The 14909-nt window shown below is 71.1% G+C and carries 14 protein-coding genes; 11 read left to right on the plus strand and 3 right to left on the minus strand.

Features of this window, described 5'->3' with window-relative positions; translation table 11 throughout:
* Positions 1-54: 54 nt before the first annotated feature.
* From DFJ64_RS18330 to DFJ64_RS18340, 3 genes are all read right to left on the minus strand, one after another.
* Positions 55-1017, minus strand: coding sequence for an acetylxylan esterase (locus tag DFJ64_RS18330; protein WP_115851548.1), 963 nt, complete (start codon positions 1015-1017; stop codon positions 55-57).
* Between the two features lie 105 nt (positions 1018-1122).
* Positions 1123-1536: an HIT family protein gene (locus DFJ64_RS18335; protein WP_115851549.1), complete on the minus strand. Its 414-nt coding sequence runs from the start codon at positions 1534-1536 to the stop codon at positions 1123-1125.
* A gap of 170 nt (positions 1537-1706) precedes the next feature.
* Positions 1707-3884, minus strand: coding sequence for an elongation factor G-like protein EF-G2 (locus DFJ64_RS18340; protein ID WP_115851550.1), 2178 nt, complete (start codon positions 3882-3884; stop codon positions 1707-1709).
* Between the two features lie 283 nt (positions 3885-4167).
* On the opposite strand from DFJ64_RS18340, the gene pgsA reads away from it, so the two are divergent.
* From pgsA to ruvB, 11 genes are all read left to right on the plus strand, one after another.
* Positions 4168-4833 carry a phosphatidylinositol phosphate synthase gene (gene pgsA / locus DFJ64_RS18345; protein WP_115851551.1) on the plus strand — a complete coding sequence of 222 codons (666 nt, stop codon included), beginning with the start codon at positions 4168-4170 and terminating at the stop codon, positions 4831-4833.
* A complete protein-coding gene (locus tag DFJ64_RS18350; protein ID WP_115851552.1) occupies positions 4830-5822 on the plus strand; it encodes a phosphatidylinositol mannoside acyltransferase in 993 nt (330 codons plus the stop codon). Before pgsA ends, DFJ64_RS18350 begins: the two co-directional genes overlap by 4 nt.
* 7 nt (positions 5823-5829) lie before the next feature.
* Positions 5830-7026, plus strand: coding sequence for a glycosyltransferase family 4 protein (locus tag DFJ64_RS18355; RefSeq protein ID WP_115851553.1), 1197 nt, complete (start codon positions 5830-5832; stop codon positions 7024-7026).
* Complete coding sequence (locus DFJ64_RS18360) at positions 7026-7574, plus strand: hypothetical protein (RefSeq protein ID WP_115851554.1); 549 nt, start codon at positions 7026-7028, stop codon at positions 7572-7574. Before DFJ64_RS18355 ends, DFJ64_RS18360 begins: the two co-directional genes overlap by 1 nt.
* Before the next feature lie 117 nt (positions 7575-7691).
* Positions 7692-8633, plus strand: coding sequence for a pyridoxal 5'-phosphate synthase lyase subunit PdxS (pdxS, locus tag DFJ64_RS18365; RefSeq protein WP_115851555.1), 942 nt, complete (start codon positions 7692-7694; stop codon positions 8631-8633).
* 126 nt (positions 8634-8759) lie between these two features.
* Complete coding sequence (pdxT, locus tag DFJ64_RS18370; RefSeq protein ID WP_115851556.1) at positions 8760-9359, plus strand: pyridoxal 5'-phosphate synthase glutaminase subunit PdxT; 600 nt, start codon at positions 8760-8762, stop codon at positions 9357-9359.
* A gap of 6 nt (positions 9360-9365) precedes the next feature.
* The gene (locus tag DFJ64_RS18375) at positions 9366-10127 is read left to right on the plus strand and encodes a YebC/PmpR family DNA-binding transcriptional regulator (RefSeq protein WP_115851557.1); all 762 of its coding nucleotides are present in this window, start codon (positions 9366-9368) and stop codon (positions 10125-10127) included.
* Positions 10128-10233: 106 nt separating this feature from the next.
* The gene (locus tag DFJ64_RS18380) at positions 10234-12015 is read left to right on the plus strand and encodes a serine/threonine-protein kinase (RefSeq protein ID WP_147304759.1); all 1782 of its coding nucleotides are present in this window, start codon (positions 10234-10236) and stop codon (positions 12013-12015) included.
* Positions 12016-12171: 156 nt separating this feature from the next.
* The gene (gene ruvC / locus DFJ64_RS18385) at positions 12172-12759 is read left to right on the plus strand and encodes a crossover junction endodeoxyribonuclease RuvC (protein ID WP_115851559.1); all 588 of its coding nucleotides are present in this window, start codon (positions 12172-12174) and stop codon (positions 12757-12759) included.
* A 154-nt stretch (positions 12760-12913) separates the two neighbouring features.
* The gene (gene ruvA / locus DFJ64_RS18390; protein ID WP_115852232.1) at positions 12914-13543 is read left to right on the plus strand and encodes a Holliday junction branch migration protein RuvA; all 630 of its coding nucleotides are present in this window, start codon (positions 12914-12916) and stop codon (positions 13541-13543) included.
* A gap of 37 nt (positions 13544-13580) precedes the next feature.
* Positions 13581-14678, plus strand: a complete 1098-nt coding sequence (gene ruvB / locus DFJ64_RS18395; RefSeq protein ID WP_115851560.1) for a Holliday junction branch migration DNA helicase RuvB — start codon at positions 13581-13583, stop codon at positions 14676-14678.
* Positions 14679-14909 lie beyond the last annotated feature (231 nt).

Consider the following 14909-nt stretch of genomic DNA (forward strand, 5'->3'; position numbering starts at 1 on the left):
CGAGACCCGCCGTGCTGCGTGCCAGCGGCCGGGCGAGGCGTCGCCGCACGAGCCTCACAGCCCCGACAGGAACGTGAAGATCCGATCGGCGTGACCCGGCAGGCTCTCGTGCTTGAAGTCGGGGTAGAGCAGCACCTGCTTGGAGCTGGTGATCTTGTTGTACGCCGCGAACTGGGTCGACGGCGGGCACACGGTGTCGTTGAGCCCCACGCCCATGAGCACCTCCGCCCGGATCCGGGGTGCGAGGTGTTGCACGTCGATGTAGCCCAGGCGGGTGAAGACCTCCTCCTCCCGCTCGTGCAGCGGGTCGAAGCGGCGGAACCACTCGTCGAGCTCGAGGTAGGCGTCCTTGGCCAGGTCGAGCTCCCAGACCCGCTGGTAGTCACACAGGAACGGGTAGACGGGTGCCGCCCGCTTGATCCGCGGCTCGAGCGCGGCGCAGGCGAGGGTGAGACCGCCGCCTTGGCTGGCGCCCCAGGCCCCGACGCGCGTCTCGTCGACGTCCTCCATGTCCATGACGATGCGGGCCAGCAGCGCGGTGTCGAGGAAGACGTGCCGGTAGTACAGCTTGTCGACGTTGTCGTCCAAGCCACGGACGATGTGACCGCGCAGCGTCCACCCGCGAACCCCGCCGACGTCCTCGGAGAGCCCACCCTGGCCGCGGCAGTCGAGCGCCGCGACGGTGTAGCCGAGCGCGACGTAGCCGAGGAGCTCCGACCAGTCCGGTGAGCGCCCGGCGTAGCCGTGGAAGTGCAGCACCGCCGGGTGCGGCTCGGTGGCGTTCCTCGGCCGCAGCAGCTTGGCGTGGACCCGAGCTTCGCCGGTGCCCTGGAACCAGAGGTGGAAACACTCCGCGAACGGCGCTTGGAAGGCGGCCGGTTCCAGCTCGACCTTGGGGTCGACGGCGGCGAGCTCGGCCAGGGCGGCGTCCCAGTAGGCGTCGAAGTCAGCTGGACGAGGGTTGGTGCCCTGGTAGGTCGCGAGCTTCTCCCGCGGCATGTCGAAGAGCAACGGCATGGGTTCTCCTTCTCTCGCTGCCTCGCTGTAGCTCTCACCGCCTCGCGGTGGCGGAGGGACCGGCTCCAGGCCTGAGCGGTGCGGCGCCACGCTGCGCGCGATCGGTCAGGCTGAGCGGAGCTTGGCGGCCACGCTGGCGATCTCCTCGGGGTCGCCGGGCCTGGGTTGCCACGGCAGTCGCAGCGGGTCGCCGGCGTAGCGGGGGATGACGTGGACGTGCAGGTGGAAGACCGTCTGCCAGGCCGCGGCGCCAGAGCTCTGCAGGAGGTTCACCCCGTCGGCGCCGAGGCGGTCCCGGACCAGGCAGGCCATCCGTTGGGCCAGCGACGCGCACGCCGCCAGGTCGTCAGCGGCGACACTGAACACGTCCTGGGCGTGGTCCCGGGGCACCACGAGGAGGTGGCCTGGCGTGGCGGGGTTGATGTCCATGAACGCCACCGCGCGCTCCTCCTCGGCGATCATGGTGCTGGGAAGCTCGCCGGCGACGATCTGGCAGAAGACACAACGATCCGCGGACATGGCGAGCAGCGTAACCAGCGCCGCCGCCCGATGGTGTGGCGCTTCCTCAGCCGGTCACTGTCCTCCAGCCGGCCGTGGCCGTGGGTCGACGTCACCGGCGCTGGGTCGACCCAGGCGCTCGACCGCCGTGGCCGAGCCCGGCGGTCCTGGTCCAGCTCCCTGGTGTCGCGTCAGGCGTTGACGGGCTCCTCAGTTGCCGCCTGGCGGACCCGTTCGGCGACGTTGGGTGGCATCGGCTCGTAGCGCACGAAGGTGCGTGTGAAGGTGCCGGTCCCATGGGACATGGAGCGCAAGTCGATGGCGTACCGGGTGATCTCCACCTGCGGGACCTCCGCCTTGACGAGTGTGCGTCCGCCTGAGCCGACCGGCTCGGTGCCGAGGACCCGGCCTCGACGGCTCGACAGGTCGCCCATGATCGTTCCGACGTACTCGTCCGCGACCATGACCGTCACCAGGTCGACCGGCTCCAGCAAGGTGACCTTGCCGTTCTTTGCCGCCTCCCGCAGAGCGAGGGCGCCAGCGGTCTGGAACGCCATGTCGGAGGAGTCGACACTGTGCGCCTTACCGTCGTACAGCGTCACCCTGATGTCGACGACCGGATATCCGGCGAGGACTCCCTTCTCCATCTGGGCGCGCACGCCCTTCTCGACGCTGGGGATGAACTGCCGGGGAACGGCGCCACCGACGACCTTGTCGACGAACTCGAATCCGCTGCCCTCCGGAAGAGGCTCGACCTCGATGTCACAGATGGCGTACTGGCCATGGCCGCCGGTCTGCTTGACGTGTCGGCCGTGGCCGGTCGCCTTGGCCTGGAAGGTCTCCCGCAGTGGGACGCGCAACGGAACCTGGTCGACCGTGACACCGTAACGGTTCGCGAGCCGGTCCAACGCGACGTCGGCGTGCGCCTCGCCCATGCACCACAGCACCACCTGGCGGGTCTCGGCGTTGTGCTCGATCCGCAGTGTCGGGTCCTCGGCCGCCAGCCTGGCCAACCCCTGGGAGAGCTTGTCCTCGTCGGACTTGGTGTGGGCGGCGATCGCGACCGGCAGCAGCGGCTCCGGCATCGACCACGGCCGCATCACCAGCGGTTGCTCGACGCTGGAGAGGGTGTCACCGGTCTCCGCTCGACTCAGCTTGCCGATGGCGCAGATGTCACCGGCCACGCAGTGGTTGAGCGGGCGTTGCTGCTTGCCGAGTGGGGAGGACAGGCTGCCCACCCGGTCGTCCTCGTCGTGGTCCTCGTGGCCACGCTCCTCACCGAAGAAGGCGGAGGAATGACCTGACACGTGCAGCTTCATGTCCGGACGGATGGTCCCGGAGAACACCCGCACCAGACTGATCCGGCCCACGTAGGGGTCGGAGTAGGTCTTGACCACCTCCGCCAGGAGTGGTCCGTTCGGGTCGCAGGGGAGCCGACCGTTGGACTTGCCCACCGGGGTGAAGGACTCGACGGGCTCGTGCTCCAAGGGCGAGGGGAACGCGCTGGTGATCAGCTCCAGCACCTCCAGGGTGCCGACGCCTGTGGTGGAGCAGACCGGTAGAACGGGGAAGAAGGAGCCCCGAGCGACCGCCTTCTCGAGGTCGTCGATCAACACCTTGGTGTCGATCGGCTCGCCACCGAGGTAGCGGTCCATGAGGCTCTCGTCCTCGGACTCCTCGATGATGCCCTCGATCAGGCTGCCGCGCGCCGATTCCAGCTCGTCGGCGAACGAGGCGGGCGCCTCGCCCTCGACCCGGCTGCCGGAGGAGTAGTCAAAGAGTCGTTGCGTCAGGAGGCCGACCAGGCCGGTGACGGTGCCGCCGCCGTCGACCGGTAGGTAGAGCGGCAGGACCTTCTGGCCGAAGGACGACTGCGCCTGCGCCAGAACGCTCGGATAGTCCGCACGGGGGTGGTCGAGCTTGGTCACGGCGATCGCGCGCGGCATGCCGACGGCCTCGCACTCCTCCCACAGCGCCTCCGTGGCGGCGTCGATCCCCTCGCTGGCCGCGACGACGAAGAGCGCGCAGTCGGCGGCCCGCAGCCCGGCACGGAGCTCGCCGACGAAGTCGGCGTAACCAGGCGTATCGAGCAGGTTGACCTTGACGCCGTCGTGGAGCAGGGGTGCCAGCGAGAGCCCGACCGAGCGTCCCTGGCGGTGCTCGACCTCGTCGAAGTCACTGACGGTGGTCCCATCCTCGACCCGGCCGGCGCGCGGGATGGTGCTGCTCGCGACGAGGAGGGCCTCGACAAGGGTCGTCTTCCCGGAACCTGAGGGGCCGACCAGGACGACGTTGCGGATGACGTCGGGCCGGTCGGCCGTTGGTGCCGCGACGGCCGCTCCACTGGAACTGGTGTGCTTCTCAGCCATGGACGCCGCCTCCTTGCGCGTGTCGACCTCTCACCGGACGCGCCCGGGCGGCTCACCGCCGACGACGGGCGGCGCCCTGACATGGTGGCTTCCACCTTTCACCCGGTGCGACTCGCGCACAACCCCCTTCGGGCGTATTGACTGAACTGGCCTGGCCCGCGGGGACGAGACGCGCCGTCGGGACCCCCATCGGGCCGGCACACCCCGGCGGATGAGTAGCATCGGCCCGTCTCGGCACACGAACGACCGCGACCGAGCCACCCGACGAATCGGCGAAAACCACATGCTGCGACGGTTCCACCAGTTCTGGCTACGGCTCCTGACGCCGGTGGCGAGGTTCTTCCTCCGTGTCGGCATCGGTCCGGACATCGTGACCGCGGTAGGCACCCTCGGGGTCTGCATCGGGGCCGTCGGCTTCTACCCACGCGGCGAGCTGTTCTGGGGCACGATCGTCATCACGGCCTTCGTGTTCTCCGACATGGTCGACGGCCTGATGGCGCGGATGTCGAACCGCTCGTCGAAGTGGGGAGCGTTCCTCGACTCCACGCTCGACCGGCTGGGTGACGCGGCCGTGTTCGGGGGCTTGGCGCTGTGGTTCGCCGGTGGCGGAGGCAGCTTCGTCCTCGCCTGCGTTGCTCTCTACGACCTGGTGATGGGGAGCGTGACCTCCTACGCCAAGGCCCGGGCGGAGAGCCTGGGCATGACCGCCAACGTCGGCATCGCGGAGCGAGCCGACCGGCTGGTGGCCGTCCTGGTCGCCGCCGGCCTGGCCGGTCTCGGCGTTCCGGTCGTCCTCCCGCTCGTGCTGTGGGTGCTGGCGGTGGCCAGCACGGTGACGGTGATCCAGCGGATCGTCGCCGTCCGTCAGCAGACGCACGGCACTGACCAGACCGCGGCGGAGGGGGCCTCGGCGCCTGGAGCTGGCTCGAAGGAGAAGGGTCCTCAGTGAGGTTCGACCGCGCGTCGGCGGTAGCCCGCCCAGATGTCCGTCGGGGACCGCTCGCACGGCTGAGGGACGCCGGAGTCGAGCTCGTCTACTCGCTCGGCTGGGCGCTGGTGCGGAAGCTGCCTCGGCCGATCGCGTTCGGGCTCCTCCAGCTCCTCGCGGACCTGGCGTGGATGTGTCGGGTGCGCGGGGTCCTCCAGCTCCAGCGCAACCTGCGCCGAGTGCGCCCTGAGGCCAGCGACGAGGAGCTGTGGTCCCTCACTCGGGCCGGCATGCGGTCGTACTTCCGCTACTGGTGCGAGATGTTTCGGTTGCCCGACATGACGCGGGAGGAGATCGACCGCAAGGTCGTCACCCACAACGAGGAGATCTTCTGGGCCGCCGTCGAGAGCGGACGGGGCATCGTGGCAGCACTGCCACACATGGGCAACTGGGACTTCGCCGGCGCCTGGGCGACGAGTCGTGGCATCCCGATGACCGCGGTGGCCGAGCGCTTGCGCCCGGAACGGCTCTTCGACCGGTTCGTCGCGCACCGGGCGGCGCTCGGGATCGAGGTGCTCCCGGTGACAGGGGGACCGGACCCGATGACCGCCCTCACCGAGCGGCTCGCTGCCGGCCGGGTCATCGGCCTGGTCGCCGACCGGGACCTGTCCGCGCGGGGCGTGGACGTGACGTTCCTCGGCGAGCCCACCAGGATGCCCGCCGGGCCGGCCGCCCTCGCCGTGCGGACCGGCGCCACGCTCCTCCCGGTCACGATGTGGTACGACGGTCCCAGCATGCACATTCGCTTCCACGAGCCGCTGGAGCGAACGGGAGGTCAACGGCAGGCGATCCGGGAGCTGACGCAGCGGCTCGCCGATGTCTTCGCCCAGGCGATCTTGGAGCATCCGGAGGACTGGCACATGTTGCAGCCACTCTGGCTGGCCGACCTCAGGCCGTCGCACCGGGCCAGCATCGAGCGCCAGCAGCAGCGGCGACGAGCGACCGGGTGAGGACCCGGTGAGGATCGGCATCGTCTGCCCCTACTCGCTCGACGTGCCGGGCGGTGTGCAGAACCATGTCCGCGACCTGGCGGAAGTGCTCCTCGACCTGGGCCATGAGGTCTCCGTCCTGGCGCCGGCCGACGACGACACCCCGGTACCGCCGTACGTCGTGCCGGCGGGTCGGGCCGTCCCGGTGCCCTACAACGGGTCGGTCGCCCGGCTCGCGTTCGGGCCGCTGTCGGCGGCGCGGGTGCGGCGGTGGATCCGCGAAGGCGGGTTCGACGTCCTCCACATCCACGAGCCCGCCACCCCGTCGCTGTCCCTGCTGGCTCTCTGGGCGGCGACCGGGCCGATCGTCGCGACCTTCCACACGGCGATGCCGCGCTCGCGGATGATGAGCGCCGCCTCGGCGATCCTTCGCCCGGCGTTGGAGAAGATCAGCGCCCGCGTGGCGGTGAGTGAGCCCGCTCGCGCGACGCTCGTCCACCATCTAGGCGGCGAGCCGGTCGTGATCCCGAACGGCTTGTTCGTCGATCGGTTCGCGAACGCGCGGCCGCGGCCGCAATGGCGGGAGGGCGCGGGCACGCTGTGCTTCCTCGGCCGGCTTGACGAGCCCCGTAAGGGCCTCGCCGTCCTGCTTCGCGCGTTCCCGGAGATCGTGCGACGACGCCCGGGCGTGCGCTTGTTGGTCGCTGGCCCGGGTGACGTCGAGGAGGCCCGTGCCAGCCTGCCAGCCGAGTGCCGGCCGGCGGTGGAGTTCCTCGGCATGGTGGACGACCAGACCAAGGCCGAGATGTTCGCCAGCTCCGACATCTACGTCGCTCCCCACACGGGTGGGGAGTCGTTCGGGATCGTCCTGGTGGAGGCGATGGCGGCCGGCGCTCCCGTCCTGGCGAGCGCCCTCGACGCGTTCCGTCTCGTGGTCGATGGCGGCAGGTTGGGGCGCTTGTTCGAGGTGGGGGACAGCGACGCCCTCGCTGAGGAGGCCATCGCGCTCCTCGAGGACCCGGCCGCTCGTGACCGGCTGCGCGAGGCGGCCAGGCTCGCCGTCCGCCGGTACGACTGGAGCAACGTGGCGAAGGAGATCATCTCGGTCTACGAGATGGTCGCCGAAGGCCCGGCGGGTGTCGGCGAGGCCACCGCCGTCGCTCCCGGACCCGCCGGCCCTGTCGGCGGCGACAGGCGCGACGACTCGATCGATGGAGCGACGTGATGGACTGGGTCCTGGTCGCGATCGTCGTGGTGGCCGTCATCGGGGTCTACCTGTCGTGGACGGCCGGTCGGATCGATCGCCTGCACGCCCGGCTGGAGGCGGCTCGGTCGGCGTTGGACGCGCAGCTGTACCGTCGTTCCGCGGTCGCTCTCGAGGTGGCAACCTCGGGCATGCTCGACCCGGCCACCGCGCTCCTCGTCGCGGACGCCGCGCACCGCGCTCGGTCGGGCGGCGAGGAGGAACGCGAGCTCGTCGAGTCGGACTTGTCCAAAGCGCTCGCGGCCGCGTTCCCTGATGTCGAGACCTGCCAGCAGTTGGCCCGGCAGCCGGGCGCGAGCGAGCTCCTCGCCGAACTGGGCGCCGCCTGTCGCCGAGTCGAGATGGCCCGGCGGTTCCACAACGACACGGCGGCCAACGCCCGGGCTCTACGCACCCGGTGGCTGGTGCGGGCGTTCCGCCTGGCCGGACACGCGCCGATGCCCGAGACGGTCGAGATGGACGACACGCCACCGGCCGGCTTGGTCGGGTGGGCGCCCTCGCCGTCGTGAGCTGGCCGCCGCGAGCCGCCCGATACCCGGACAAGCTCACCTGATCCGTCGCTCGACCTCCGCGGCGCCTACCATGGAAGCGCCCTTCCCGTCGACACCCTTCCTGGCGAGGTAGAAGTGACCGAAGCTCAGCCCACGCAGCCCACCGCTGGCAACACCGACGGTGCCTCCACGGCTCCCGTCACCGGCACCGCGCGGGTCAAGCGCGGCATGGCGGAGATGCTCAAGGGCGGAGTGATCATGGACGTGGTCACGCCCGAGCAGGCGAAGATCGCCGAGGACGCCGGCGCCGTCGCCGTCATGGCGTTGGAGCGGGTGCCCGCCGACATCCGGGCCCAGGGCGGTGTCGCGCGGATGAGCGACCCCGACATGATCGAGAGCATCATGAACGCCGTCTCGATCCCGGTGATGGCCAAGGTTCGCATCGGGCACTTCGTCGAGGCGCAGGTGCTCCAGGCGATCGGAGTCGACTACATCGACGAGTCCGAGGTCCTCACCCCGGCCGACGAGACCCACCACATCGACAAGTGGCAGTTCACCGTGCCGTTCGTCTGCGGTGCCACCAACCTGGGCGAGGCGCTGCGCCGGATCTCCGAGGGCGCCGCGATGATTCGGTCCAAGGGTGAGGCCGGCACGGGCAACGTGGTCGAAGCGACCCGGCACATGCGCCAGATCCGCTCGGAGATCCGACGGCTCACGACCCTCAGCGAGGAGGAGCTGTACGCCGCGGCGAAGGAGCTGCGCGCGCCCTACGAGCTGGTCAAGGAGGTCGCCTCGACCGGCCGGCTGCCCGTCGTCCTGTTCACCGCCGGCGGGATCGCCACCCCGGCTGACGCCGCGATGATGATGCAGCTGGGGGCCGACGGGATCTTCGTGGGCTCCGGCATCTTCAAGTCCGGCGACCCGGCGAAGCGGGCGGCGGCCATCGTCAAGGCCACGACCTTCTACGACGACCCCGACGTGATCGCGAAGGTCTCGCGCGGTCTGGGCGAGGCGATGGTCGGGATCAACATCTCCGAGCTGCCCGAGTCCGCTCGGCTCGCCAACCGCGGCTGGTGACGCGGCCACGGTCACCACTGACCGGTCAGCGCTGGGGCTTGGTCATCGCCGGCTCGGTTGCCTCGGGCGCCGGTCGCCCGACCAGGTCTCGCGGGCCGGCGCGCATGGCACCCGTAGGGTTGAGGTGTGGCAGCTCAACCGACAATCGGCGTCCTTGCCCTGCAAGGCGACGTCCGTGAACACGCGCGCATTCTTCGCGCCTGCGGCGTAAAGGCGGTCTCCGTTCGGCGGCCCGAGGAGCTGATGGCCGTCCACGGCCTGGTGGTTCCAGGTGGGGAGTCCACCACCATGGGCACGTTGGCCGCTGCGTTCGACCTCCTCGAGCCGCTCCGCAAGCGGGTCGCCGACGGGCTTCCGGTCTTCGGGACGTGCGCGGGGATGATCATGCTCGCCGATCGGGTCCTCGACGGCGTCGAAGGACAGGAGACGATCGGCGGCATCGACATGACCGTGCGACGCAACGCGTTCGGCCGGCAGGTGGACTCCTTCGAGGCCACGGTCTCCTTCACCGACCTCGGGGCGTTCCACGCCGTGTTCATCCGCGCCCCGTGGGTCGAGGAGGTCGGGGAGTCGTGCCAGGTGCTCGCCCGCGTGGCGTCGGGGCCGGCCGCCGGTAGGATCGTCGCCGTTCGCCAGGGCCGCTTGATGGCGACAGCGTTCCACCCGGAGCTGACCGGGGACCACCGGGTCCATGAGTATTTCGTCACTCTCGTGAAGGAGGCGTAGCCCGCCATGGCCGGCCACTCCAAGTGGGCCACCACGAAGCACAAGAAGGCCGTGATCGACGCTCGGCGTGGCAAGCTCTTCGCCAAGCTGATCAAGAATGTCGAGGTCGCCGCGCGGCTCGGTGGCCCGGACCCGGCGGGCAACCCGACGCTGTTCGACGCGATTCAGAAGGCGAAGAAGGCGTCCGTCCCCGCCGACAACATCGACCGGGCGGTCAAGCGTGGAGCGGGCCTGGAAGCGGGCGGCGCCGACTACCAGACGATCATGTACGAGGGGTACGCCCCGGGAGGGGTGGCCCTGCTCATCGAGTGCCTCACCGACAACCGCAACCGCGCCGCCGGTGAGGTGCGCACGGCGATCACCCGCTCCGGTGGCAGCATGGCCGACGCGGGCAGCGTGTCGTACCTGTTCAGCCGTCGGGGAGTCGTCATCGTGCCGCGCGAGCAGGACGGCCGGACCCTGACCGAGGACGACGTCCTCGCTGCGGTCCTCGACGCAGGGGCCGAGGAGGTCAACGACCTCGGCGAGTCGTTCGAGGTGCAGTGCCAGCCCCAGGACGTCGTGGCCGTCCGGAGCGCGCTGCAGGACGCTGGCATCGACTACGAGTCGGCCGAAGTCAGCTTCGTGCCGAGCGTGACCGTCCCCGTCGACGAGGAGACCGCCCCGAAGGTCTTCCGCCTCATCGAGGCGCTCGAAGACTGCGACGACGTCCAGAACGTCTACGCGAACTTCGACGTCTCGGACGAGGTGATGGAGAAGGTCGGCTAGCGGCGACCGTCCGCTCAGTCGTCCCACTCACGTCGTCCTCGGGTCGTCGTGTCGCCGCGTGCGCGGTGCGCCGGACATCCCGACAGCCGCCAGTTACGGTGTTGGCGTGCATCCTGACCTCGCCCACGACGCACCGACTGTCGAGCTGCGCCGTCTGGGCCGGTATGTCCTGCGTGAGCAGATCGGCGAGGGCGGGATGGGCGTCGTCTACAAGGCGGTCGATCCTCACGGCCGGGTGGTCGCCGTCAAACTGCTCCGCCCCCACGTGGCGGGCGACGCCGAGTCACGTGCCCGCTTCGCCCGTGAGGCCCAGGCGCTCGCGCGGGTCCGTGGCGAGCACGTGGCGCAGGTGCTCGACGCGGACGTGGCGGCTGCCACGCCGTACCTCGTCACCGACTTCGTCGACGGCCCGTCCCTTCAGGAGACCGTCGCGCATGAGGGCCCGCTGGAGGGCGCTGACCTGGCCGACCTGGCGGGGGATCTCGCGGACGCGTTGTGCTCCATTCACGGGGCCGGTGTCGTCCACCGGGACCTGAAGCCCGGCAACGTGCTGCTCCAGGACGGGCTGGCGGTCGTCATCGACTTCGGCATCGCGCAGATCGCCGACGACACCCGGCTCACCATGCCAGGGACGGTCTACGGCACCCCTGGGTACGTCGCGCCGGAGCTGTTGAACGGCGGTGAGGTCACGCCCGCGGCCGACATCCACTCCTGGGCCGCCACCGTCACCTACGCCGCCACCGGCCGGCCACCGTTCGGCCAAGGGCCACTGGAGGCCGTGGCGTATCGCGTTCTCCAGGACGAGCCGGATCTCGACGGCTGTCCCGACTGGCTGCTTCCGGTGCTGCGTCGCTGCTTCGCCAAGGATCCGGTCGCCCGGCCGAGCGCGCACGAGCTCCTCCACTGGCTGGAGACCGGCGAGCCGCCGCCGGAGCGGACCGTCACCGTGACGACGGACGCTCACCCGACGGTGCCGATCCGGCTTCGGCTCCCGACTCAGCCCGAGAGCGGGGACGACGCGGGCTGGTCCGAGGGGTCGGGGGTGGCCGCCACGGCGACGTACGGCGACGGCCATCACCCTGGTGGCTATCCTGATCGGATCGCCAGCTCCGCCGAGCCCGCGGTCGAGGCCTCCCGGATCGACGCGGACGCCGCGCACTCCCACCCAGCCGCCAGCTATCCGGCCGACGGCTACCCGGCTGACGGGGATGCGGCCGCTCATCCAGCCGACCTCCACCCCGCCAACGGCAGTCCCACCGACGCGGGACCGGTCGACGGAACGGCTGTCGACCGCGCGTCCCGCCCAGACTGGCGTCGCGCCCACCAGGTCGTGCTCGTCCTGGCATTCGTCACGTTGGCCGGTCTCGCGGCTGTCGTGCCCGCGGTGGCGGCATTGGGGCTGGTCGCGTGGCTGGTGCTCGCGCGAACGGTCGACCGCTCGGCACGTCTGGTCAGACGCCGCCGTGCTGCTCGTGGACGACGCCGAACGGACCTGCTCGCCGCCACGATGGCGCTGCCCTGGCACCTCGTCCGGGGCGCGCTCGTCACCGCGTTGACCTTGCCGTTCGCCGTCATCGGAGCGGGCATCCTGGCCGGGCTGGTGGTCCTGTTCTTCTACGCGGGAGCGCTGTCCCCTCGCGTCGACGTCGTCCTCGGCGCGGCCGCCCTGGCGACCGCGACCCTGGCCTGGTGGGGCATCGAAGGGGAGGGTGTGCGGCGCGGCAGCCGGCACATGCTGACCCGCGCGCTCAGGCCGCGCTGGGCGCCCGCGACGGCGGCGGGCGTCCTCGTCGTGCTGACCTTGCTGGCGCTGACCGCCGCGAGCACCGAGCCGGTGTGGTGGTGGCCGCTGGAAGGCTCGTGGTCCTGGTTCGGTTGGCCGGGCTGAGCGCGACGAGAGCCGGCTGACGCCCGATCCGGGTCCAGCCGGCGCGTCGTGAGATCACATCCGGGCGGGGATCGCTAGGCTCCGAACACGCGTTCGTGTGGGTCGGCATGTCGTGCCCGCTCGACGTGGTCCGAGCGAGCGGAGGGGTCAAAGGCGGTGCGGGTACTCGGAGTCGACCCGGGTCTGACTCGGTGCGGGCTCGGGTTGGTCGAGGGCCGGCATCCTCGACGCCTCGCTCTGGTCGCCGTCGACGTCGTCCGAACCCAACCCGACCTCGACATCGGTGAGCGGCTCCTGCGGGTCGAGCGGGTGGTCGAGGAGTGGCTGGACGAGCACGCTCCAGACGCCCTGGCGCTCGAACGCGTCTTCAGCCAACACAACGTGCGGACGGTCATGGGTACCGCTCAGGTGAGCGGGGTCATCGTCGCGGCGGCTGCTCGCCGTGGGGTCCCGGTCGCTCTCCACACGCCCAGCGAGGTCAAGGCAGCCGTGACCGGGAGCGGCCGCGCTGACAAACAGCAGGTCACCGCCATGGTGACGAGGATCCTGTCCCTGCCGACGAAGCCACGTCCCGCCGACGCCGCTGACGCGCTCGCCCTGGCAATCTGTCACCTGTGGCGAGGGCCCGCGCTCGCCCGACTGGAGGCCGCGCAAGCGAAGGCGGCGCGGCGACGCGCCGTCCACAGCGCGCGAGAGCACGAGGCGATCGGCTCCGGTGGTGTGGGCAGGAGGTGGTCCGGCTGAGGAGCGACACTCGCACGGCGTGCGCCGCATGGCAGCTGACGGCGGTGTCAGAGGCGGCTGGCAGACTGCCATCGCCGGGCGCCGCGTCGACTGGGCGGACACGCCGTTCGCCGACGCCGCTGCTCGAAGCCGCCGACTGGGTGAGGAGTCGTCGATGATCGCGTTCGTCCGTGGCCAGGTCAGCTCCGTCGGGCTTGACTCCGCGGTGGTCGACGTCGGTGGCGTGGGCATCGAGGTACGAGCCACTCCCAACACGTTGGCCGGGCTCCGGGTGGGCGCCACCGTGACCTTGCCCACGAGCCTCGTCGTCCGGGAGGACTCCCTCACCCTCTACGGCTTCAGCGACGACGACGAACGCGCGGTCTTCGAGCTCCTGCAGACCGCGAGCGGCGTCGGACCCCGGCTCGCCCAGGCGATGCTCGCCGTCTACCGTCCGGACGAGCTGCGGCGGGTGGTCGCCGCGGAGGACGTGCGGGCGCTGACCCGGGTCCCGGGCATCGGCAAGAAGGGCGCCCAACGCATCGTGTTGGAGCTCAAGGACCGGCTGGGCGCCCCGACGGGTGGCGCGGCGAAGTCCGACGCGACCGTGACGCTCGACGGCGCGCGTGAGCCTCACTGGCGGGATCAGGTCCGGGCGGCGCTGCTGGGCCTGGGGTGGTCGGCACGCGAGGCCGAGTCGGCGCTCGACGCGGTGACCCCTCTCGCTGAGGAGCAAGCCGCGACGACCGGCCCCGACGTGGCGGCGCTGCTGCGCGCGGCCCTGCGCACGCTGTCCCGAGCATGAGCGGAAGCGCACGCCACCGCGGTCGAGGTGAGGGGCGATGACGTCGCGAGACAACAACGAGAACGGTGACCTGGCCGCCGGACGGGCGCTCGTCGCCGCCGAGGCCCGAGCGGACGAGAGCACCGTCGAGGCGGCGCTACGGCCACGAAGCCTCGCCGAGCTGATCGGTCAGTCTCGGGTCCGCGATCAGCTCGGGCTCGTGCTGGAGGCGGCCCGCAGCCGCGGCCGTCCTCCGGACCACGTCCTGCTGTCCGGACCACCCGGGTTGGGGAAGACGACCCTGGCCATGATCATCGCGACCGAGCTCAACGCCCCGCTGCGGGTGACTAGCGGTCCGGCGATCCAGCACGCCGGTGACCTCGCCGCGATCCTTTCCTCGCTGACCGAGGGTGAGGTGCTCTTCCTCGACGAGATCCACCGCATGAGCCGGCCGGCCGAGGAGATGCTCTACATGGCCATGGAGGACTTCCGGGTCGACGTCGTGGTCGGCAAGGGGCCCGGCGCGACGGCGATCCCGCTGGAGATCCCGCCGTTCACCCTCGTCGGCGCGACGACGCGCTCGGGTCTCCTCCCGGGGCCGCTGCGCGACCGCTTCGGCTTCACCGCTCACCTGGAGTACTACGAGGTGGACGAGCTGGAGCAGATCGTGCTCCGGTCGGCGAAGCTGCTCGACGTGCCGGTGACGCGGGAGGGCGCGCGCGAGATCGCCAGTCGATCCCGGGGAACCCCGCGGATCGCCAACCGGCTGCTGCGCCGGGTTCGTGACTACGCCCAGGTCCGCGGCGACGGAGTGGTGCGGCTGGAGACCGCGCGGGCAGCTCTGGCGTTGTACGAGGTGGACGAGGAAGGCCTGGACCGGCTGGACCGTGCCGTCCTCGACGCGCTGTGCCGGCGGTTCAACGGCGGGCCTGTCGGGCTCGGCACCCTCGCGGTCGCTGTCGGCGAGGAACGCGAGACCGTCGAGGAGGTCGCCGAGCCGTTCCTCGTCCGGAAGGGATTCCTGGCTCGCACACCCCGAGGCCGGGTCGCGACTCAGGCGGCCTGGCGACAGCTGGGACTGACCGCGCCCGCTGACGCCGCGGCCCCGACCGAGCCGACCCTCTTCGACGTTGAGGACCCCGACGACGGCCGCTGACGGCGATGGTGACGGCCGCTGGCCCACGGCCGCCGGTCGAGCGGGACTCGGACGGTTGGGGTGGGGCAGCTCGGACTGTCGGGCGGGCGAGATGGTCGTGGCGATACCGTCGGGCCGCCCGCGGCGGTTCTGCGGGGGACGATGACCATCGCCGGCTAGACTCCGCCGGTGGCCGTGTCGGCACGGCCGCAGGCCTCACTCGACGAGGCGCCCGCCAGGGCGCCGGGGAAG

Source organism: Thermasporomyces composti, assembly GCF_003386795.1.
In the GTDB taxonomy this organism is placed as follows: Bacteria; Actinomycetota; Actinomycetes; order Propionibacteriales; family Actinopolymorphaceae; genus Thermasporomyces; species Thermasporomyces composti.